The 19,156-nt window shown below is 53.5% G+C and carries 17 protein-coding genes and 1 riboswitch; of the genes, 1 reads left to right on the forward strand and 16 read right to left on the reverse strand.

Annotated features, from left to right (window positions below; genetic code table 11):
* Positions 1-4 precede the first annotated feature (4 nt).
* Entirely contained in the window at positions 5-1,261 is a 1,257-nt protein-coding gene (locus tag GQY55_RS27085; protein ID WP_160045039.1) for a lanthionine synthetase C family protein, read from the reverse strand.
* Positions 1,262-1,363: 102 nt separating this feature from the next.
* Positions 1,364-1,516, reverse strand: coding sequence for an FDLD family class I lanthipeptide (locus GQY55_RS27090; RefSeq protein WP_160045040.1), 153 nt, complete (start codon positions 1,514-1,516; stop codon positions 1,364-1,366).
* A gap of 196 nt (positions 1,517-1,712) precedes the next feature.
* Between GQY55_RS27090 and GQY55_RS27095 the strand changes: the two genes are divergently transcribed.
* On the forward strand, positions 1,713-3,086 hold the full coding sequence (locus tag GQY55_RS27095; RefSeq protein WP_160045041.1) for a lanthionine synthetase C family protein: 1,374 nt from the start codon (positions 1,713-1,715) through the stop codon (positions 3,084-3,086).
* 233 nt (positions 3,087-3,319) lie between these two features.
* Here the strand turns inward: GQY55_RS27095 and purD are convergent, their stop codons facing one another.
* The 14 genes from purD to GQY55_RS27165 all read right to left on the reverse strand — a co-directional run bounded on the left by purD (position 3,320) and on the right by GQY55_RS27165 (position 19,133).
* Positions 3,320-4,594, reverse strand: a complete 1,275-nt coding sequence (gene purD, locus GQY55_RS27100) for a phosphoribosylamine--glycine ligase (RefSeq protein ID WP_160045042.1) — start codon at positions 4,592-4,594, stop codon at positions 3,320-3,322.
* Positions 4,595-5,039: 445 nt separating this feature from the next.
* Positions 5,040-6,587 (reverse strand): bifunctional phosphoribosylaminoimidazolecarboxamide formyltransferase/IMP cyclohydrolase, encoded by a 1,548-nt coding sequence (gene purH / locus GQY55_RS27105; protein ID WP_160045043.1) that lies wholly within the window; start codon positions 6,585-6,587, stop codon positions 5,040-5,042.
* 237 nt (positions 6,588-6,824) lie between these two features.
* Positions 6,825-7,442 carry a phosphoribosylglycinamide formyltransferase gene (purN, locus tag GQY55_RS27110; protein ID WP_160045044.1) on the reverse strand — a complete coding sequence of 206 codons (618 nt, stop codon included), beginning with the start codon at positions 7,440-7,442 and terminating at the stop codon, positions 6,825-6,827.
* Positions 7,442-8,482, reverse strand: coding sequence for a phosphoribosylformylglycinamidine cyclo-ligase (purM, locus tag GQY55_RS27115; RefSeq protein ID WP_160045045.1), 1,041 nt, complete (start codon positions 8,480-8,482; stop codon positions 7,442-7,444). Before purM ends, purN begins: the two co-directional genes overlap by 1 nt.
* Positions 8,483-8,645: 163 nt before the next feature.
* Entirely contained in the window at positions 8,646-10,127 is a 1,482-nt protein-coding gene (purF, locus tag GQY55_RS27120; protein WP_160045046.1) for an amidophosphoribosyltransferase, read from the reverse strand.
* Positions 10,112-12,355, reverse strand: coding sequence for a phosphoribosylformylglycinamidine synthase subunit PurL (gene purL, locus GQY55_RS27125; RefSeq protein ID WP_160045047.1), 2,244 nt, complete (start codon positions 12,353-12,355; stop codon positions 10,112-10,114). The genes purF and purL overlap by 16 nt, the downstream gene beginning before the upstream one ends.
* Positions 12,333-13,019 carry a phosphoribosylformylglycinamidine synthase subunit PurQ gene (gene purQ / locus GQY55_RS27130; RefSeq protein ID WP_160045048.1) on the reverse strand — a complete coding sequence of 229 codons (687 nt, stop codon included), beginning with the start codon at positions 13,017-13,019 and terminating at the stop codon, positions 12,333-12,335. The genes purL and purQ overlap by 23 nt, the downstream gene beginning before the upstream one ends.
* A gap of 5 nt (positions 13,020-13,024) precedes the next feature.
* Positions 13,025-13,270 (reverse strand): phosphoribosylformylglycinamidine synthase subunit PurS, encoded by a 246-nt coding sequence (gene purS / locus GQY55_RS27135; RefSeq protein ID WP_160045049.1) that lies wholly within the window; start codon positions 13,268-13,270, stop codon positions 13,025-13,027.
* A gap of 358 nt (positions 13,271-13,628) precedes the next feature.
* Entirely contained in the window at positions 13,629-14,516 is an 888-nt protein-coding gene (locus tag GQY55_RS27140; RefSeq protein WP_160045050.1) for a phosphoribosylaminoimidazolesuccinocarboxamide synthase, read from the reverse strand.
* Between the two features lie 234 nt (positions 14,517-14,750).
* Positions 14,751-16,046, reverse strand: a complete 1,296-nt coding sequence (gene purB / locus GQY55_RS27145) for an adenylosuccinate lyase (RefSeq protein ID WP_160045051.1) — start codon at positions 16,044-16,046, stop codon at positions 14,751-14,753.
* A 3-nt stretch (positions 16,047-16,049) separates the two neighbouring features.
* On the reverse strand, positions 16,050-17,231 hold the full coding sequence (gene purK, locus GQY55_RS27150) for a 5-(carboxyamino)imidazole ribonucleotide synthase (protein WP_160045052.1): 1,182 nt from the start codon (positions 17,229-17,231) through the stop codon (positions 16,050-16,052).
* Positions 17,228-17,713, reverse strand: a complete 486-nt coding sequence (gene purE, locus GQY55_RS27155; protein ID WP_160045053.1) for a 5-(carboxyamino)imidazole ribonucleotide mutase — start codon at positions 17,711-17,713, stop codon at positions 17,228-17,230. The genes purK and purE overlap by 4 nt, the downstream gene beginning before the upstream one ends.
* Positions 17,714-17,928: 215 nt before the next feature.
* A riboswitch (purine riboswitch) is annotated at positions 17,929-18,030 on the reverse strand.
* Positions 18,031-18,229: 199 nt separating this feature from the next.
* On the reverse strand, positions 18,230-18,664 hold the full coding sequence (locus GQY55_RS27160) for a universal stress protein (protein ID WP_160045054.1): 435 nt from the start codon (positions 18,662-18,664) through the stop codon (positions 18,230-18,232).
* 205 nt (positions 18,665-18,869) lie between these two features.
* Positions 18,870-19,133 (reverse strand): DUF1294 domain-containing protein, encoded by a 264-nt coding sequence (locus GQY55_RS27165; RefSeq protein ID WP_160045055.1) that lies wholly within the window; start codon positions 19,131-19,133, stop codon positions 18,870-18,872.
* Between the last annotated feature and the right edge of the window lie 23 nt (positions 19,134-19,156).

Below are 19,156 nucleotides of genomic sequence, written 5' to 3' on the forward strand. Positions count from 1 at the left end.
CATGTCATGAAACAAGAAATACTTCCTTCCATTTCCCCAAATATTTCGGATCATCCCACCTCCCATAGTCAAGTAAACTTAAAGCAATGCCGACGGCCCCTTGAAGCAGGCCTGGATTGTCAATGCTGACGGCGTCCTCCAAGTCTTGATAACCGAAGGGAAGAGATTCATCAAACATCCGGATCAGCTTACCAGCCACCCGATCGGAAAACAGGGCAGCCTCTTCATTGCCGGATAGGTTATAAACCAAGTTCGACAAATGCAGTAAACCTGCAAGGCCATGACAAAACGAAGGAGTCATCGCGTTCAGTTCATCGTCGCCGAGCCTAAAAACAGACCTTGCAGCTTCATCGGCCAGTGCTTTCCACGGTTCCTTGCCGCAAAAGATGCCCGCTCTCATTAACGTAACGGATATCCCTAAAGTGCCGTGACACCATCCTTCAATCTCCCTCGTTTCCTCCCTTTCTTCTTTACTCCACTGCAAATTTCTCCCGGGAGAAACAGGCCAATACAACCCGAATCGGTCTCTGCGAATTTGCTGGGCCAAATAATCGGCCATACGATCAATTGCAATATGTAAACCTTCCACTTCAAAACCTTTGTGAAGAGCCGTAACCAATAGTGCAAGAATCCCCGCAAGACCATGAGCCATGCCCAGTCGGATCGTGTCCGGCGCGCTGGAGCGAATACCGTCCATGAATGAATGTGCTTCCTTAACCAGCATGGCAAAAAAGGGCTCGGCAATCTCACATATGCCCTCATCTTGATAGCTTTCCAGTATATATCTTCCTGCGCCGCTTAAACCATTGATAATCTCCAGCGCATCCAAACCCGAAGCTTCCAACGTATGGTTTGTGAAATGGCTTGCAATAACATGATTAAGATTGGCGCGTGCCTGTGAATAATTGCTTCGATGATCAGATGCTATTAATAATCCATAGGATAACCCTGTTACTCCCGAAAAAAGCGTAAGGTCAGGAGTCCTGAACGTCATGTTTTCAAATAAAGACAGCACATGATGGTGAATCCGTTCTTTCCACCCGTTCTCCGGTTCAAGCTGGTCCCACTCCGCAAAAAGCAGCCATATTCCGGGTATGCCGTCGGCCAATGAAGCCGGATTCCAAGGGGCTTGGCCTCTGGAAGGAGACAAGTTGGCAGATTTCATAACAGCGTTTTCTATAAATGGCAGATGGACGACTCTTTGCGCTATACAACTGCTTATGATGACGGATTGTTCTTTTAAATCCATGGACAATCCCATTCCCTTTGTCTCCTTTAATGAATTAAAATGTGAGAAAAAGACACGGTTTGAAAAAACCGTGTCTTCTGACCGTATATCTTTGGTTGCATGTCTGCATTACCTTTAGCAAGTTCTGCAGAAAGACAAGCTGATTTTGCAGTTAAGTGTTCCAGTCAAACAGGATGGAGTACAGATGAAGCCGCTGGCAGGTTGTACATCTTTCGGAGCAACCTCGTTTTTAGCTACTTGCAAGTCCAGATCAAACTGGGATTTCATAGAATTTCACCTCCTTTATATTTACAATTCGATTATATTATTCCATTTATTAAATAATCTTTATTTGCAACTTAAATATTTCTTAAATAAAAAATATCTATTAAAAAATTATTAATTAACATTTAATTGCGTTTTAAGGACAGAAGAAAAATGTTCTACCATAATTAGATAGAGCAGTTAAAGGAGGATAAACCTCATGAAAAATGATATATCCATTGTCAAAGAGCATCATTCCGAGCGCTTGCCTAGAAAAGCAAAGGAGATCAGCAAAGAAATTGCTGTTCGACTACGAGACCCCAAATTCGTATTTGAAGCCGTTCACTCCAAAGGCAATGTCCTCACGGATTCCGAACTTTTCCCTTGGGGAGATATTTCGTTATCTCATGGTTATCCGGGAAATATTCACCTTTTATCTTTGTGGCGTGAAATGGACGACACGTTCGATTGGCAAGAAGCTATTCATTCGAATCTGCTTGAAATCCAATCTTATCTTGCCAAGTATGGAACGCGCGACATTTCATTATTTAGCGGGTGGACCGGTATCGCCTCTTCGGTGTTGGCCGCATCAAATCATGGTGAATTTTATAATCAATTTTTGAATCAGATCCATCAATGGATGGCGTCTTTGATTGAAGAACGGCTTCAAACCAGTACGGAGCTGATGAAACAAAAAAACGGGGTTCCGGTCGAAATGTTCGACACCATATCGGGTGCTGCCGGTTTAGGCAGATATCTGCTGAAGAATCCATCTGATCCCAATTTATCCCCTTTAATCGAACCGACGATTAACTTCCTTATCGATCTGACAAAGCCGATCCGTTTGGATGGCAAAACGGTTCCGGGCTGGTTTACGCCCAGCAAACTCCACCTCATGGAAAGAGACAGACAACGGTTTCCAACGGGCAGCCTTAACTGTGGAATGGCGCATGGCATACCTGGCCCTCTCGCTTTATTATCCACCGCTTATAATAGCGGAATCGAATTACCTGGGCAGTATGGAGCCATTGAATGCATTGCTGAGTGGCTGCTCGATGTACAGGGGGAAGACGAATACGGGACCTATTGGCCCCACATGATTCCTTTGGAATACTATAAAAATGACTCGAAGCATAACTTGCAGCGTCAAAGAGAAGCTTGGTGCTACGGTACACCCGGGGTCGCATACGCATTATATACGGCCTCGAAGAGCTTAAACAACATAGAATTAAAGCAGCATGCTCTTCGCTCCTTCATCCAATCCGTTAAATGCGAATGCGAACAAAATAATATGAATTCCCCTTCCATATGCCACGGTCTGTCCGGATTGCTTCTAATGTGTTGGCGCATGTGGAATAACAGCAAGGAACCGGCACTCGAACCTTTGATCCATCAATTAAGCGCCGAATTGCTGCATCGTTTCGATCCAAGCCATCCACTTGGCTTCATGGATGCCGAGCCGGCTGCGGATGATACGATGCGATGGCTAACCAAGGCAGGCCTTCTTGAAGGAGCCGCCGGGATTGGTGCGACGCTCTTCGGCATAGCGGAACAGCAAACGAACGACTGGGATTACTTGCTCATGCTGTCTTGAACAAATTAAGCAACATTGTATATTGAGTAAGAAAAAGTAATATATTGAATTATATCTATGAAAAGTAAATTCCAGATAAACAATGGATAAATACAAGATAAATTAACACTTTGGAATTTACGCTTATTCGTGTAGAAGACAATAACATTGGTGCAGCACAAAAAAGGAGCTTTCGATGACGAAGACTCCTTTTTTGATATCATATATTCTCTTAAAAATGCGTTGTTAATTCTTTATACCAACGCCTTTGCGGCAATGTCGGTGCGGTTCTGCTTGCCATCGAACGTAATCCGCTCCGCCTTTTCATATGCTTTTTGGCGAGCTTCGGCAATATCGGCGCCCAGTCCGACAACGCCGAGCACGCGTCCGCCGCTCGTAACGTATTGTCCTTGCCCGTTTAAAGCCGTGCCGGCATGGAACACGACCGCCTCTTCTTCGTCCGCGGACGGTTCAAGACCGTCAATCGGCAGCCCTTTCGGATACGAAGCCGGGTAACCTTCGGAAGCGAGGATGACGCAGACGGCGGCGCGATCGCTCCATTCGATGTCGACATCGGCCAATGTGCCGTTTACTGCCGCGAGGAAGATGTCGAGCAGATCGCTTTTCAGCCGCGGCAGCACCACCTGCGTTTCCGGATCGCCAAAACGGGCGTTGAACTCGACCGTCGTCGGCGTTCCGTCCGGCTGGATCATCAGCCCCGCAAACAGCACGCCGCGGAACGGGCGGCCTTCGGCCACCAAAGCTTTGGCGGTCGGTTTGATGATCGTTTCGATCGCTTTCTCCACGATGGCCGGATCGATATGCGGCAGCGGCGAATAGGTGCCCATCCCGCCCGTATTCGGCCCGCGGTCGCCGTCAAAAATCGGCTTATGGTCCTGAGCCGCCGGCATTGGACGCACCGTCTCCCCGTCGACGAAGGACAAAATCGACATCTCCTGGCCCTCGAGGAACTGCTCGATGACGACCTGTGCGCCCGACTCGCCGAACACTTTGGCGACCATGATGTCGTGCAGCGCCTGCTGCGCCTCCTCCATCGTGCGGGCGACGGTTACGCCTTTTCCTGCCGCAAGCCCGTCCGCTTTGATGACGATCGGCGCCTGCTGCGTATTCAAATAAGCCAAAGCGGCTTCATGGTTGTCGAATTTTTCGTAAGCCGCGGTCGGAATGCCGTATTTATGGAGCAAGTCTTTCATGAACGTTTTGCTGCCCTCGATTTCCGCCGCGTTTTTGCGCGGTCCGAACACCGGAATGTTTTTCGCTTCGAACGCATCGACGATGCCGTCCGCGAGCGGATCATCCGGTCCGACAACGACCAGGCCTATGTTTTTGTCGTTTGCAAAAGCGGTCAGCTTGTCGAATTCATGTACGGCAATCGGCACGCACTCCGCGATTTGCCCGATGCCGGCATTTCCCGGCGCGCAGTAAATCGTCCCCGCTTTGGGGCTTTTCCGCAGCGCCCAGACGATTGCATGCTCGCGTCCGCCGCCGCCAATGACCAAAATATCCATGTTCCGCCTCCCGTAAATTATCCAAAATATTATTCAGGCTCCGCCCGCTTTCGCTTTCAAACGCAGCAGGCGGAGCCCGATCTCAATTTCATATGTCGTTACTGATATGCCGAGTCCGGCTTTTATCGTATAAGTTGACCGATGACGGTACGGGAATGAAGGCAGCCGGGTGAAATGTTCTTACGATCGCTGTTGCGCCTAGACTTCTATAATTTATACTCATGAATGGCCGAAATCCACTCACAAAGCATATGCTTACGATGCCAGCTTTCCTACGTAAAGCTTTTAGGCGAACGCAGTATACGCTTCCGAAGCAGCCTTTTTCCAAAAGGCTTTCAGCTTCTTCAGAATCATTTCCCCCAGGTTCAATTTCTAAAACGGATCCTCTTTAGAAGATTGAACCCTCTTGCCTACTCCTTACCCTTTCCAAAATTCAACTTTAAGATTAATGTTTAAAATGTCTAACGCCCGTAAACACCATGGCGATGCCGTACTCGTTTGCGACTTTGATCGACTCTTCGTCCTTGATGGATCCGCCCGGCTGAATAACCGCCGTGATGCCGGCCTTCGCTGCCAGTTCCAACGTGTCGCCCATCGGGAAAAACGCATCCGAGGCCAACACTGCGCCTTTTGCTTTTTCTCCGGCTTGCTCAATGGCGATTTTCGCCGCACCGACGCGGTTCATCTGTCCGGCGCCAACGCCTACGGTCATGTTGTCCGCAGCAAGCACGATCGCATTGGATTTGACGTGCTTCACGACTTTCCATCCGAACAGCAGCTGCTTGAGTTCTTCCGGCGTCGGCTGGCGGTCGGTCACAACCTTGAGGTCAGCCTCATCCAGCGCGTGAACGTCGCTTTCCTGCACCACCATGCCGCCGTCGATGGACGTGACGACAAAGCTGCTCTTGCGTTCTCTGGAGGAACCGAATTCGCCCATTTGGAGCAGACGGATGTTTTTCTTTTTCGTCAAAATGTCGAGCGCTTCCTCGGTGAAGCCCGGCGCAAGGATGATTTCGAGGAAAATTTCGCTCAGCAGCTTCGCGGTATCGCTGTCGATGATCCGGTTCGCAGCGACGATGCCGCCGAAAATGGAGGTCGGGTCCGCGCTGTACGCTTTTTCATAAGCCTCCAAAATGCTTTCGCCCACGCCTACGCCGCAAGGGTTCATATGCTTCACGGCGACGACCGCCGGCTCGTCGAATTCTTTCACGATTTGCAGCGCCGCATTGGCGTCATTGATGTTGTTGTAAGACAATTCCTTGCCGTGAAGCTGCTCGGCTGTCGTTAGCGTGCCGGAAGGAGCCAGCGGTTTGCGGTAAAAGGCCGCTTTTTGATGCGGATTTTCCCCGTAGCGGAGATCCTGGATTTTTTCGTAGGTCACGGTAAAACGCTCCGGAAGCGGCTCGCCGGTCACGTTCGACAAATAATCGGCGATCAGGGCGTCGTATGCGCCGGTATGGCGGAAGACTTTGGCTGCAAGCTGTTTGCGCGTGTCCAGGGTCGTATCCCCTTGCTCGCGGATTTGCTCGATCACGGTGCCGTAATCGCCCGAATCAACGACGACCGTCACGAACGCATGGTTTTTGGCAGCCGAACGGAGCATGGTCGGTCCGCCGATATCGATGTTTTCGATGGCGTCTTCATACGTCACATCCGGTTTGGCGATCGTTTCCTGGAACGGATACAAATTGACGACGACGAGGTCGATGTAACCCAGCCCCAAATCCTTCATCTGCTGCTGATGCTCCGCGCTGTCGCGAATGGCCAGCAGTCCGCTGTGAACCGCGGGATGAAGCGTCTTGACGCGACCGTCCAAAATTTCGGGAAATCCCGTCACGTCGGAAATGCCGATGACCGGCACGCCTTCTTTCGCCAGCAGGCTTTTGGTTCCTCCCGTCGAAATGATTTCCACGCCAAGTGCAGACAGCTCGCGGCAAAAATCTACGATGCCCTTTTTATCCGAAACGCTTACCAGCGCTCTTTTAATACCCACAATATGCTCCTCCTTTGTCGTAGAGAATGGTGGAGTCCCTTCCATCACGGCTTCGCAAGCCGATTCTCCATCATCCTCGCGTAATACGCTAACATTCGGGTGATCGTCTTTTATTTCCCGAGAAATATCGAATGGTCTCCGTGTTTCTCTCCCTCAACATGCCCATCATGACAAAACATCGGATTGTTCACATTCCATAGCCGAACTTGTCGTCTTTGTGAAGCGCAATCATTGCCTTTAAAAATTCGAGACCGTAACCTGCCTCCCCTCAAGCTTGACCCGTCCTTGGGCAAACCAGGATACGACCTCGGGGTACAGTTCTCTTTCCACCGCATGAACCGCCTCCGCAAAAGACTCGGACGTTTCGCCCGAAGCGATCGGGATCGCCGCCTGAGCGATAATTGGTCCGGTATCCATCCCTTCATCGACAAAATGAACCGTAACCCCGCTCACCTTCACGCCGTATGCCAAAGCCTGTCCGATCGCATCTTTGCCGGGAAAAGCCGGCAGCAGCGACGGATGGATGTTGATGAGGCGCCCGGCGTATTTTTCGACGATGACGTGTGTCAACAACCGCATGTATCCCGCAAGCACGACAAGATCCACGCCATGCGCCTCAAGCTTTTCGACGATTTCGCGCTCATAAGCTTCCCGGGAGTCGTAATCCTTCGGTTTGAACAGAAAGGCTGGAATGCCCAGCCGCTCGGCCCGGCCCACGACGGGAGCGGAAGGTTTGTCGCAAACGAGCAGCGCGATCTCCGCCCCGCCCAGCTTGCCTGCATTTGCCGCTTCGGCCAACGCTTGAAAATTGCTGCCTTCGCCCGAGGCAAAGACGGCAATACGGTAAACGCCCATTAAACTTCAGCTCCCGTAAACGTCACGATGGATTCGCCTTCCGTCACCTTGCCGATGAGATAAGCCTCTTCCCCTTGTTCTTTCAAAAAGGCGACCGCTCTCTCTGCGTCTTCAGCGTTGACGACAAGCACAAGGCCTATGCCCATATTAAAAGTCGTGAACATATCCCGATTGGAAATAGAGCCCTTACGCTGCATCAGTTCAAAGATCGGCAAAATCGGCCAGGAGCCGTATTCGATGTCGACGTTGACGTCATCCGGCAGCATCCGCGGAATATTTTCGATGAATCCGCCGCCCGTGATGTGCGCCATGCCTTTGACCGGCATCTGCTCCAGAAGGGCCAACAACGGTTTGACGTAAATTTTTGTGGGCGCGAGAAGCGTGTCTCCCAAAGTGCCTCCAAGCTCCGGAACCGAATCCTGCAGGCTGTAGCCTTCCTGCTCCAGGAGCAGCTTGCGGACCAGGGAAAAGCCGTTGCTGTGCACGCCGCTGGACGAGAGTCCGATCACCGCGTCGCCAGGGGCAATGCCCGCGCCGCTAATGATTTTGCTTTTGTCGACGACGCCTACGGTAAAGCCGGCAATGTCGTATTCGCCTTCGGCGTACATGCCGGGCATTTCAGCCGTTTCGCCGCCGATCAGCGCACAACCCGCCTGATGGCAGCCCTCGGCGATGCCGGCCACGATGGCTTCGATTTTTTCGGGCACGACTTTGTCGCATGCAAGATAATCCAGGAAAAAAAGCGGCTCGGCGCCCTGCACCACGATATCGTTCACGCACATGGCGACAGCGTCGATCCCGATCGTATCATGGCGGTCCATCGCAAAAGCGATTTTCAGCTTCGTGCCGACCCCGTCCGTGCCCGACACGAGCACCGGCTCCTCATATTTATCCTTGTTTAATCCGAACAATGCACCGAAGCCGCCGAGATCGGTCATCACTTCGGGACGGAACGTCCGTTTCACGTGCTTTTTCATGCGTTCTACCGCTTCATTCCCTGCCGCGATATCGACGCCGGCGTTTTTGTAGGCTTCAGACACTTCCCACGACACTTCCCTTCCAATGGGTAATATGAATTGATAAATGCAGCTTTAAGTCAGGAATTTGCTTTTTTATGAATGAATTCCGATTGCAGGCTTTAAAGTACACGAGATAAATGTTTTATATATTGAACTTTTGAGCCTCCAGCCCTGCATGATCCGATCAGCAGCTGCAACCGAACTTCTCTTCGCCGTCGAAATCCAGGCGCGTCGGGTAATCGTTATCAAAACACGCCAGGCAGAGCCCGCCTTTATGATCCGCCTCGTTATTGCCCGCAATCGCCGTGATCAAGCCTTCCGGGCTCAAAAACGCCAGCGAATCCGCATTGATCTCGCGACAAATTTCTTCGACGGTTCGTGACGAAGCGATCAGCTCGCGCCGGTCCGGCGTGTCGATGCCGTAAAAGCAAGGGTTTTTGAACGGCGGCGACGTAATCCGCACATGCACCTCGACGGCGCCCGCTTCGCGGAGCAGATTGACGATCCGTCTCGAGGTCGTGCCGCGCACGATCGAATCGTCGATCATAACGACGCGCTGCCCTTCCACTACGCGGCGGACGGCGCTCAGCTTCATCTTCACGCCCTGCTCGCGCAGCTCCTGGCTCGGTTGGATGAACGTCCGGCCGGTGTATTTGTTTTTGATGAGGCCCAGCTCGTAAGGAATACCGGTTTGCTCGGCATAACCGATGGCCGCCGAAATGCTCGAATCCGGAACGCCGGTCACGATGTCCGCATCGACAAACGATTCGATCGCCATCCGGCTGCCCATGCGCTTGCGCGCCGAATGCTGGTTCGAGCCGTTCATGTCGCTGTCGGGACGGGCAAAATAGATGTATTCCATCGCGCACAGCGCTTTGCGGTGTTTTTTCTCGTCAAAACGCCCCTCATGAAGTCCTTCGCGATCCAGCACCAGAAGCTCGCCCGGCTCGATATCGCGCACGAATTCCGCGCCGATCGTCTCAAACGCGCACGTCTCGGAAGCAAAAATGTAGGCATCGCCGAGTTTGCCCATACTGAGCGGACGCAGCCCGTGAGGATCGGAGGCTACCAGCAGCTTGTCGTTGGTCATGATCAGGAATGCATAACCGCCGACGATGCGGTTAAACGCGTCCTTGGCCGCCTCGACCAAATCCTTCGAGGAACGGGCGATCAAATGCGCGATCACTTCGGTGTCGCTGGTCGTCTGGAAGATGGAGCCGCTTTCCTCGAGCTCGCGCCGGATTTGCGGCGCATTGACGATGTTGCCGTTCGTCGCCACGGCGAGATCGCCTGCGCGGTATTTGAACACAAGCGGCTGCGCGTTCGCCAGCTTGCTGTCGCCGCTGGTCGAATAACGGACATGGCCGATGGAAATGGAGCCGGTAAGAGACGACAACAGGTCTTTGTCGAAGACCTCCTTCACCAAACCCATCCCGCGGTGAAAATGAAACTCCTTCCCGTCGCTGACGCAAATCCCGGCGCTTTCTTCCCCGCGGTGCTGCAGGGCGTGCAGCCCGTAATAGGAAAGGGATGCGGCATCGGGGTGTCCATACACCCCGAATACGCCGCATTCCTCTTTTAATTTGTCGAACAGGCCTTCTTTGCCCGCTCCTTCGTTATAATAGTCTCCGGTCCACAGCGGCTGAGATGCTATTTCATGAGACATGGGATCGCATCCTCCCAGACTTGGCGCAGTCCTGCCACCGGTTCGTTCAATGCCTGCGCGTCGTTAATCGTCACTACGAGACTTTCGCCGCCGACGGAGCCGATCCGTGCCACGGGTACTCCGCGTTCGGTCAAATACGCCTCCAGCTTGTCGGCTTGTTCTTGGCTTGCAGACAGCAGAATGCGGGATTGCGATTCGCTGAAAAGCGCCACATCGCTGCGCAATTCCGTGCTTAGGGACACTTGGGCGCCGATGGAACCGCTGATGCAGGATTCCGCCAATGCGACCGCGAGGCCGCCTTCGGACAGGTCATGCGCGGACTGCACGAGTCCGCCTTGAATGGCGCCGAGCACGCCGGCAAGCAGTTTTTTCTCCGTATTCAAATCCAATGCCGGAGGCCGTCCTTCCGTAACGCCGTGAACGGCATATTGGAATTCGCTGCCTCCAAGTTCGGCTTTCGTGTCGCCGAGCAGGAAGATGACGTCGCCTCCCTGTTTGAAGCCTTGGGTTGTAATATGGTCCGTATCATGCAGCAGGCCGACCATGCCGACCACCGGCGTCGGGTAAATCGCGCCGCTTGCGTTTTCGTTGTACAAGCTGACGTTGCCGCCGATGACCGGCGTATCCAGCACGCGGCAGGCTTCGGCCATACCGTCTACCGCGCGTTCCATTTGCCAGAAAATGTCCGGCTTTTCCGGGCTGCCGAAGTTCAGGTTGTCCGTAATCGCCAGCGGCTCCGCACCGGAGCAAACGATGTTGCGCGCTGCTTCGCTGACGGCGATTTTACCGCCGACCTCCGGATCGAGGTACACGTAACGGCCGTTGCAGTCCGTCGTCATGGCGAGCCCTTTGCGCGTGCCGTCGATCGTGATCACCGCCGCATCCGAACCCGGGCGCACCGCCGTGCTGGTGCGGACCATATAGTCGTATTGGTTGTACACCCATGCTTTGCTCGCTACGGTCGGGGAAGCCAGCACCTTTTTCAAAGCGCCGCCCAAATCTTTGACTTCGTTATAACGCAGCGTATCTACGTTTTCATTTTCTACATAATAAGCAGGCACGCTCGATGGTTTCTCATATACAGGGCATTCGTCGACAAGCGCCTGTACCGGCATGTCGCCGACCAGCTCGCCATGATGGAACAGCTTCAAACGTCCGTCGTCGGTGACTTTGCCGACTTTGGCGCAGATGACGCCCCAACGCTCGAAAATTTCCATCGCCTGCGCTTCGTCCTTCGGTTCAACGACGAACAGCATCCGTTCCTGCGATTCGGAAAGCATCATTTCGTACGGCGTCATGCCTTCTTCGCGCTGCGGCACCTGGTCCAGGTACAGCTCGAGGCCGTTGCCCGCCTTGCTCGCCATTTCCGCGCTGGAGCAGGTGAGACCCGCCGCGCCCATATCCTGAATGCCAAGCACGATGCCGGTGTCGATCAGTTCGAGGCAGGCTTCCATCACGAGTTTTTCCATGAACGGATCGCCGACCTGAACGGCCGTTTTCTTGGCTTCCGACTCTTCGCTCAGCTCAACGGAGGCGAACGTCGCACCGTGAATGCCGTCGCGGCCCGTCGGAGGTCCGACGTAAAATACCGGGTTGCCGACGCCTTTGGCGACGCCGCGCTGGATTTTGTCATGATCGATCAGGCCGACGCACATCGCATTAACGAGCGGATTGCCGTCGTAGCTGTTGTCGAACATCACTTCGCCCGCCACGGTCGGAATGCCGATGCAGTTGCCGTAACCGGCGATGCCGGAAACGACATGCTCAAACAAGTATTTGACGCGATCGCTCTCCAGCTTGCCGAAACGAAGCGAGTTCAAGAGGGCCACCGGTCTTGCGCCCATCGAGAAAATATCGCGGATAATGCCCCCTACCCCGGTTGCTGCGCCTTGGTAAGGTTCAACCGCCGACGGGTGGTTATGGCTTTCGATTTTGAACACGACGGCTTGGTTGTCGCCGATGTCGACGATGCCCGCGCCTTCGCCCGGTCCCATCAGGACGCGCGGTCCGCTGGTCGGGAAGCGGCGAAGCAGCGGCTTCGAGTTTTTATAGGCGCAATGCTCGGACCACATGACGCTGAAAACGCCGATCTCCGTGTAGTTCGGAAGGCGGCCCATAAACGAGCAAATCAGTTCGTATTCGCTGTCCGATACGCCAAACTGCTGATAAATTTTCTGTTCCGCAATCTGCTGTGCGGTCGGTTCCTTAGCGGACACTTGCTGTGCCATGGGTATCCCTCCAAGCTTTCAGGATTGATGTAAACATGCGTTTTCCGTCCGCCGAGCCGAGCAGGTCCTTAACCGCCCGCTCCGGATGCGGCATCATGCCGACGACGTTGCCCCGTTTGTTCGAAATGCCGGCAATATCGGCCAGGGAGCCGTTCGGATTGTCTTTGTACGTAAACACGATCTGGTTATTTTGCTGAAGCTCTTTCAGCGTCTCTTCGTCGCAATAATAATTGCCTTCGCCATGCGCGATCGGGATGACGATCTCTTCGTTCGGCGCAAAATCGTTCGTAAACGGGTTTTTATTGTTCACGACCTTAAGCACCGTGTCATGGCAGCGGAATTTCAACGAGTTGTTGCGAAGCAGTACGCCGGGCAGCAATCCCGCTTCCGTCAAAATTTGAAACCCGTTGCAGATGCCGAGAATGTATTTGCCCTCTTCCGCGGCTTTCGCCACTTCGTTCATGACCGGCGCAAACCGGGAAATCGCCCCGCAGCGCAGGTAATCGCCATACGAAAATCCGCCCGGAACCAAAATGCAGTCATATGCGGAAAGATCGGTCGCGGTATGCCACACGTAATCGACAGGCTCTCCAACTTCCTGCACCGCTTTGTAGCAGTCGATGTCGCAGTTGGAGCCAGGAAAAACGAGAACTGCAAATTTCATGGATGTTAGCCCTCCAATTCGTAACGGTAATCCTCAACCACCGTGTTCGCCAAAAGCTTTTCGCACATCTCTTTGACGCGGCGCTCGGCCTCGGCACGGTCATTCGTGTCCAGGCTAAGCTCCATATATTTGCCGATGCGCACACTCTCTACTTCCTGAAAACCCATCGAATGCAGCGCTCCCTGCACCGCAACGCCTTGCGGATCAAGTACGCCCTGCTTAATCGTGACATAGACCGTAGCTTTCAACATATTCCTCTAGTTCCTCCTCAGGTTAGATCGATAGAATGAGCTTATGATAAATGCTATATTTCAATCTTAGAAGTATGTGACATTACGCGGCGTGGACCGCTGCGGATACGGATCGTTCTTCCGATCGCTGTTGTTCGCGGATTTTAATGATTTAACCTAATTTATTATGGTAGAAATCCGCTCGCAAGCATATGCTATCGATGCCAGCTTTCCTTTGGAAAGCTCTTAGGCGAACGCAAGCTTATGCCTCCGAAACAGCTTTTTTAAAAAACTTGCAGCTTCGTAAGAATCGATTCCGTCCCCTTCGCTACTTCCACTTCTTCAATTGAACCGAAGAAAATATATTTCGTAAGCGGCCTTACGCCCGCTCGGTCAACCGATGATAAATGTCCTGGTACCGGCGGGTGGTTTCTTCCACCACATCCGCAGGAAGCGGATCCGGCTGGCTGTTTTGATCCCACGTCGTTGACGCCAGGTACGTGCGGACAGGCTGCTTGTCCATGCTGTCGATCTCGATGTCCAGCGCATATTTTTCCTTGGCCCAAAACCTGGAGCAATCCGGAGTGAAAATTTCGTCAATGAGGATGACCCGGCCGTCCAAAATACCGAATTCAAACTTGCAATCCGCCAAAATGATGCCGCGCTCCGCGCAGTAATCTCTGGCAAAGCCGTACAGCTTCAGGCTTTTCTCCTGCAGCTCGAGGGCAAGGTCCTCGCCGACAATTTCTTTCATCCGGTCCATCGAAATGTCTTCGTCGTGCCCGACGTCGTTTTTCGCGGCCGGCGTAAAGATCGGCTCCGGAAAAGCCTCGTTTTTCCGCATGCCCTCGGGAAGCTTGATCCCGTTAATCTCGCCCGTCGCTTGATACTGCTTCCAGCCGCCTCCGGTGATATAACCCCGGACCACGCATTCGATATCGATGCGCTTCGCTTTGCGGACGACCATGATCCGGTCCTTCAGAAGCGTTTTGTCCTTCGCGATCTCGCCCAGGCGCTCCGCATCGGTATGCACTACGTGGTTATCCATCAACTCCCGGGTTTGGTCGAACCAGAAGGCGCTGAGCCGGTTCAGGACGTTTCCTTTTTCCGGCACGGCAGGCTCGAGCACGTAATCAAACGCGGATATCCGGTCCGTGACGACGATCAGCGTATGTTCCCCCAGATCGTACAGCTCGCGAACCTTGCCTTTGTAAAGCAGCGGCGCATCAACAAGTTCCACTGCGGTGGATACGGCCGGTGATGTCATGTGAATCCTCCCCATTTTGTGAATCAACATTGGATATTAACTCATTGGCGAAGTTGACCGCTGCGGTTACGGATCGTTCTTCCGATCGCTGTTGTTCCCGGATTTCAATGATTTAACCTAATTTATTATGGTAGAAATCCGCTCACAAAGGCGAACGTTACCACTTCTTCAGAACGATTCCGTCCCCTCCGCTAACTTCTTCAATCCCTATCCAATGTTGATCCACTTTTTTCTTTATACTAAACCTAGCTTCTTGAAAATCGTATCCACATGCTTCAAATGCCAGGTAGGGTTAAACGCGTCTTCGATGTCTTCCGCGCTAAGCACGCTCGTAATTTCCGGCGTAGCCTCGATAATCTCGCGGAATTGGCGCTGCTCCTCCCATGCCTGCATTGCGCGCGGCTGCACGGTGTCGTACGCCTGCTCGCGGCTGAAGCCCTTGTCGATCAGCTTGGTCATGACGCGTCCGGAGAACGGCACGCCGAAGGTGCGGCTCATGTTGCGCTTCATGTTTTCCGGGAATACCGTCAAATTTTTCACGATATTGCCGAAGCGGTTCAGCATGTAGTTGATCAGCATCGTTGCATCCGGCAAAATGATGCGCTCCACCGAGGAATGCGAAATATCGCGCTCATGCCACAGCGCCACGTCTTCGTACGCCGTGACCATGTGGCCGCGGATGACGCGGGACAGGCCGGAAATGTTCTCGCAGCCGATCGGATTGCGTTTATGCGGCATGGCCGACGAACCTTTTTGGCCTTTTGCGAAAGCTTCTTCCACCTCGCGGACCTCGCTTTTTTGCAGGGCGCGGATTTCCGTCGCGAATTTGTCCATCGACGTCGCGATCAGCGCCAGCGTCGCCATATATTCGGCATGGCGGTCGCGCTGCAGCGTTTGCGTCGAAATCGGAGCCGGGCTGATGCCCAGCTTGCGGCAGACGAACTCTTCGACAAACGGATCGATGTTCGCGTATGTGCCGACCGCGCCGGAAATTTTGCCGAATTCCACGCCTTTCGCCGCGTGGCGGAAACGCTCGAGGTTCCGCTTCATTTCTTCATGCCACAAAGCCATTTTGAGTCCGAACGTTGTCGGTTCGGCGTGTACGCCGTGCGTGCGTCCCATCATCGGCGTGTCTTTGTAGGCGATCGCTTTGTCCTTCAAAATGTCGATGAAGCGGATCAAATCCTGCTCGATGATCTCGTTTGCCTGCCGCAGCAGGTAGCCGAGCGCCGTATCGACCACGTCGGTCGAGGTCAAGCCGTAATGCACCCATTTGCGCTCCGCACCAAGGCTTTCGGACACGGTACGCGTAAAAGCGATCACGTCGTGGCGCGTTTCCTGCTCGATTTCGTAGATACGGTCGATATTAAAAGAAGCGTTCTCCCGCAGCAGCTTGGTGTCCTCCTTCGGAATGACGCCGAGCTCCGCCCACGCCTCGCAAGCGCAAAGCTCGACTTCCAGCCAAGCTTTAAACTTGTTTTCCTCGGTCCAAATGGCCCGCATTTCCGGTCTGCTGTAACGTTCGATCATGAATTATCCTTGCCTCCAAATATGAGTTTGTTCTACCCAATCCAGCGCATGCTGGACGTCTTTGCACAATACGTTGATATGGCCCATTTTGCGGCCGGTCTTGCTTTCAGTCTTTCCATATAAATGAAGCTTAGGCACGACGCCGAATTCGTTCAGCGAAGGATCCGAAACGCCCGCCAGCTTCACGGCTTCTTCCAAATGCTGTCCAAGCACATTCACCATGACGACCGGGCTGAGCAGCGTCGTATCGCCCAGCGGGAGGTTGCAAATCGCCCGGATGTGCTGCTCGAACTGCGAGGTGGCGCATGCTTCCATCGTGTAATGCCCGGAGTTGTGGGGACGCGGCGCCACTTCGTTGACGTACAGTCCGCCGTCCTCCGCCACGAACATCTCGACGGCCAGAAGTCCGGCCACGTTCAGGCTTTCCGCCAGCCGTTCCGCCAGCTTCCGCGCTTCCCGCTGAATGCTTTCCTCGACTCTTGCAGGGACGATCGACAAATGCAAAATACCGTTCACGTGAATGTTTTCCGATACGGGAAAGCTTTTGATTTCCCCTTTCGGGCTGCGGGCGGCGATAACGGAAATTTCGGCGGCGAAAGCGATGAACTTTTCCAAAACCAGCTCTCTCCCGGATGCCGCCAGCTCCCGGTATGCCGTCTCCAATTCGTCTGCCGTGCGAATAACCGCTTGCCCTTTGCCGTCATACCCTCCGGTTGCCGTTTTCAGCACGCAGGGGAGACCGAGCTCTCCGGCCGCGATGATCAAGCTTTGCAAATCGGTTACTTCGCGATAAGGGGCGACGGGAACGCCAGCCGCTTCGATCGCTTGTTTTTCGCGCAGCCGGTGCTGCGTCGTATACAGCAGGGCGCTGCCTTGCGGCACGTAGGATTCCCGTTCCAGCAGGGCGGCGACGCCCGCGTCGACGTTTTCGAATTCATACGTAATGACGTCCGACCCGGCAGCCAGCTTCCGCGCAGCTTCTTCATCGCCGTAGCCCGCTTCGATCTGCGGCGTCACCTGTCCGCACGGGGAATCGGGAGTCGGGTCGAGCGTTACGAACCGGTAGCCCATCGCCGTTCCGGCGAGCGCCATCATCCGTCCAAGCTGCCCTCCGCCCAATACGCCGATCGTCGCCCCCGGAAGGAGCGTTTTCGCTTGAGGTTGGCTTTGCTGTACGCTGCTCATAACGAATCACTGCTTTCCAGCACTTCATTGCGGATGTGATCCCGCCGTGCCTGTACCCGGTTCTGGATCACAGGGTCCGACGCTCCGATGATTTGGGCCGCCAACAGTCCGGCGTTGGTCGCCCCGGCTTGCCCGATCGCTACCGTCGCCACCGGAATGCCCCCAGGCATCTGCACGATCGACAGCAACGAATCCAAGCCGTTCAGCGCTTTCGTTTGCACCGGCACGCCGATCACCGGCAGCACCGTTTTGGAAGCGACCATCCCCGGCAAATGCGCGGCTCCGCCTGCGCCGGCGATAATGACTTTAATCCCGCGCTGCGCGGCCTCCTCCGCATAGGAAAACATCAAATCCGGCGTGCGATGCGCGGAAACGACCTTTTTCTCATATGGAATGTTTAATTCATCGAGCACCATGCAAGCGTGCTGCATCGTTTCCCAATCCGATTTGCTGCCCATGATCACTGCGACCGATGCTGACATCTTTTCGACCTACTTTCTTTGTGGTTTTTGCCAAAGCGCGTGTGTCTTTAAAGTGAAGCGTTTGATCTAGTGAAAGCCGGAAAAAGAACGAAAGGCCCGGTCCCAGGAAAATGTCGATTTTCAGGATACCGGACCATGTCAGGAATACGCAAGGCGCGCCGAAAAACTCGCGGGCAAAAAGGCCGACGCCAAGACCGAAAAAAGGCCTTCAGCCTCTCCTAGCGGTATTCCCTCGTAGTCCGGAAATTTACGGTTTCCGGGTAGAAACTTCCGGGCCTTATCCCCGGCGTTATACGAGTCATTTTTAGTTGAAAATGGTTGATGATTGTCGAAGGCCACCGAATGAGGCGGCTTACACCTACAGTTTAACAATCCCCTACATCACATGTCAACTCAAACACGAACAATTGAATCAATAACGATTATAATGTTCGTTTTTTCGTCCATCCATCTAAAAAGCAAGCCAGCATACCGTTCGAGTTCGGCACACTGGCTTACATTTTTCATATTTTCACTTTATTTGACCACAAGAACAGGTATGCGCGCATGCTGCACCACGTTATGGCTGACGCTGCCGAGCACGAATTCACGGATTCCGCCAAGTCCCCGGCTGCCGATGACGATTACGTCCGAATCATGATCTCCGGCATATTTCAAAATCGTTTCCGCAGGCGCGCCCTGAATGAGCTCCGTGCTGTAATTGACGCCCGCGTCGTTCAGCCGCTTCTTCGCTTCCTCGATCGTCTGTTCCGCAAGGTCGTAATAATCCTTGTTCACGGAGGCGGGAATCGGAGCGAGCCCCTCGCCGATAAACACGCGCGGAAAATCGAACACATGCACGACTTGGATAACCGAGCCGGGAACCGCTTGCGCGAGTTCCGCCGCGCGGTCGAGCGCCCGGTTGGAAGCTTTGGAACCGTCGTATGCCAGAAGGATTTTGGAGAATAACATGTGAACCCACCTCTTCTTCCTCTTTTTGTAGAACCGCCGCAACTTCGGCTAAAGCTTAAGTACCGTCCCTTTTTATTAAACCTTTGGACGAAGGAGTAAACTTTAGCGCAAGCGTTACGAGTCATAAAACTCCGCTACCGTTATAACAGAAAGAAAATGCGATGATGCCCGGCAAAATGCTGTCGCCTCCATTGAAGCCAAAAACTCACCTTAAAAAGTAGGCGTAAAGAACGGCATTGATAAACAGCAGCAGAGGGATGCCGATTCGGAAGCTTAAATGGCGGGTTTTATGGCGTTTGCGGTACATGGCGATCCATACGCCAAGCGCCCCGCCGATGGCCGCCAGCAAAAACAGCGTTTTTTCCGGCACGCGGTCGCGCCTGTTTCTTGCCCTTTTCTTGTCTTCCGACATGACCAGGTAGCCCACTGCATTGATGAAAATAAACCATACCCAAAGGGCTGTTCTCACCCGGAGAACCACCTCCGTTCTTA

It is taken from the genome of Paenibacillus sp. USDA918EY (assembly GCF_009870825.1).
Taxonomy (GTDB): domain Bacteria; phylum Bacillota; class Bacilli; order Paenibacillales; family Paenibacillaceae; genus Paenibacillus_AQ; species Paenibacillus_AQ albilobatus.

Bases quoted from the DNA above. Each gene is read 5' to 3' on its own strand.
- purD (WP_160045042.1), bottom strand. From the start codon at position 4,594: ATGGATATTTTGGTCATTGGCGGCGGCGGACGCGAGCATGCAATCGTC.
- GQY55_RS27095 (WP_160045041.1), top strand. From the start codon at position 1,713: ATGAAAAATGATATATCCATTGTCAAAGAGCATCATTCCGAGCGCTTG.
- purN (WP_160045044.1), bottom strand. From the start codon at position 7,442: ATGGGCGTTTACCGTATTGCCGTCTTTGCCTCGGGCGAAGGCAGCAAT.
- purL (WP_160045047.1), bottom strand. From the start codon at position 12,355: ATGGCACAGCAAGTGTCCGCTAAGGAACCGACCGCACAGCAGATTGCG.
- GQY55_RS27085 (WP_160045039.1), bottom strand. From the start codon at position 1,261: ATGGGATTGTCCATGGATTTAAAAGAACAATCCGTCATCATAAGCAGT.
- purK (WP_160045052.1), bottom strand. From the start codon at position 17,231: ATGAGCAGCGTACAGCAAAGCCAACCTCAAGCGAAAACGCTCCTTCCG.
- GQY55_RS27140 (WP_160045050.1), bottom strand. From the start codon at position 14,516: ATGACATCACCGGCCGTATCCACCGCAGTGGAACTTGTTGATGCGCCG.
- purF (WP_160045046.1), bottom strand. From the start codon at position 10,127: ATGTCTCATGAAATAGCATCTCAGCCGCTGTGGACCGGAGACTATTAT.
- GQY55_RS27090 (WP_160045040.1), bottom strand. From the start codon at position 1,516: ATGAAATCCCAGTTTGATCTGGACTTGCAAGTAGCTAAAAACGAGGTT.
- purS (WP_160045049.1), bottom strand. From the start codon at position 13,270: ATGTTGAAAGCTACGGTCTATGTCACGATTAAGCAGGGCGTACTTGAT.
- purE (WP_160045053.1), bottom strand. From the start codon at position 17,713: ATGTCAGCATCGGTCGCAGTGATCATGGGCAGCAAATCGGATTGGGAA.
- purQ (WP_160045048.1), bottom strand. From the start codon at position 13,019: ATGAAATTTGCAGTTCTCGTTTTTCCTGGCTCCAACTGCGACATCGAC.
- purB (WP_160045051.1), bottom strand. From the start codon at position 16,046: ATGATCGAACGTTACAGCAGACCGGAAATGCGGGCCATTTGGACCGAG.
- GQY55_RS27160 (WP_160045054.1), bottom strand. From the start codon at position 18,664: ATGTTATTCTCCAAAATCCTTCTGGCATACGACGGTTCCAAAGCTTCC.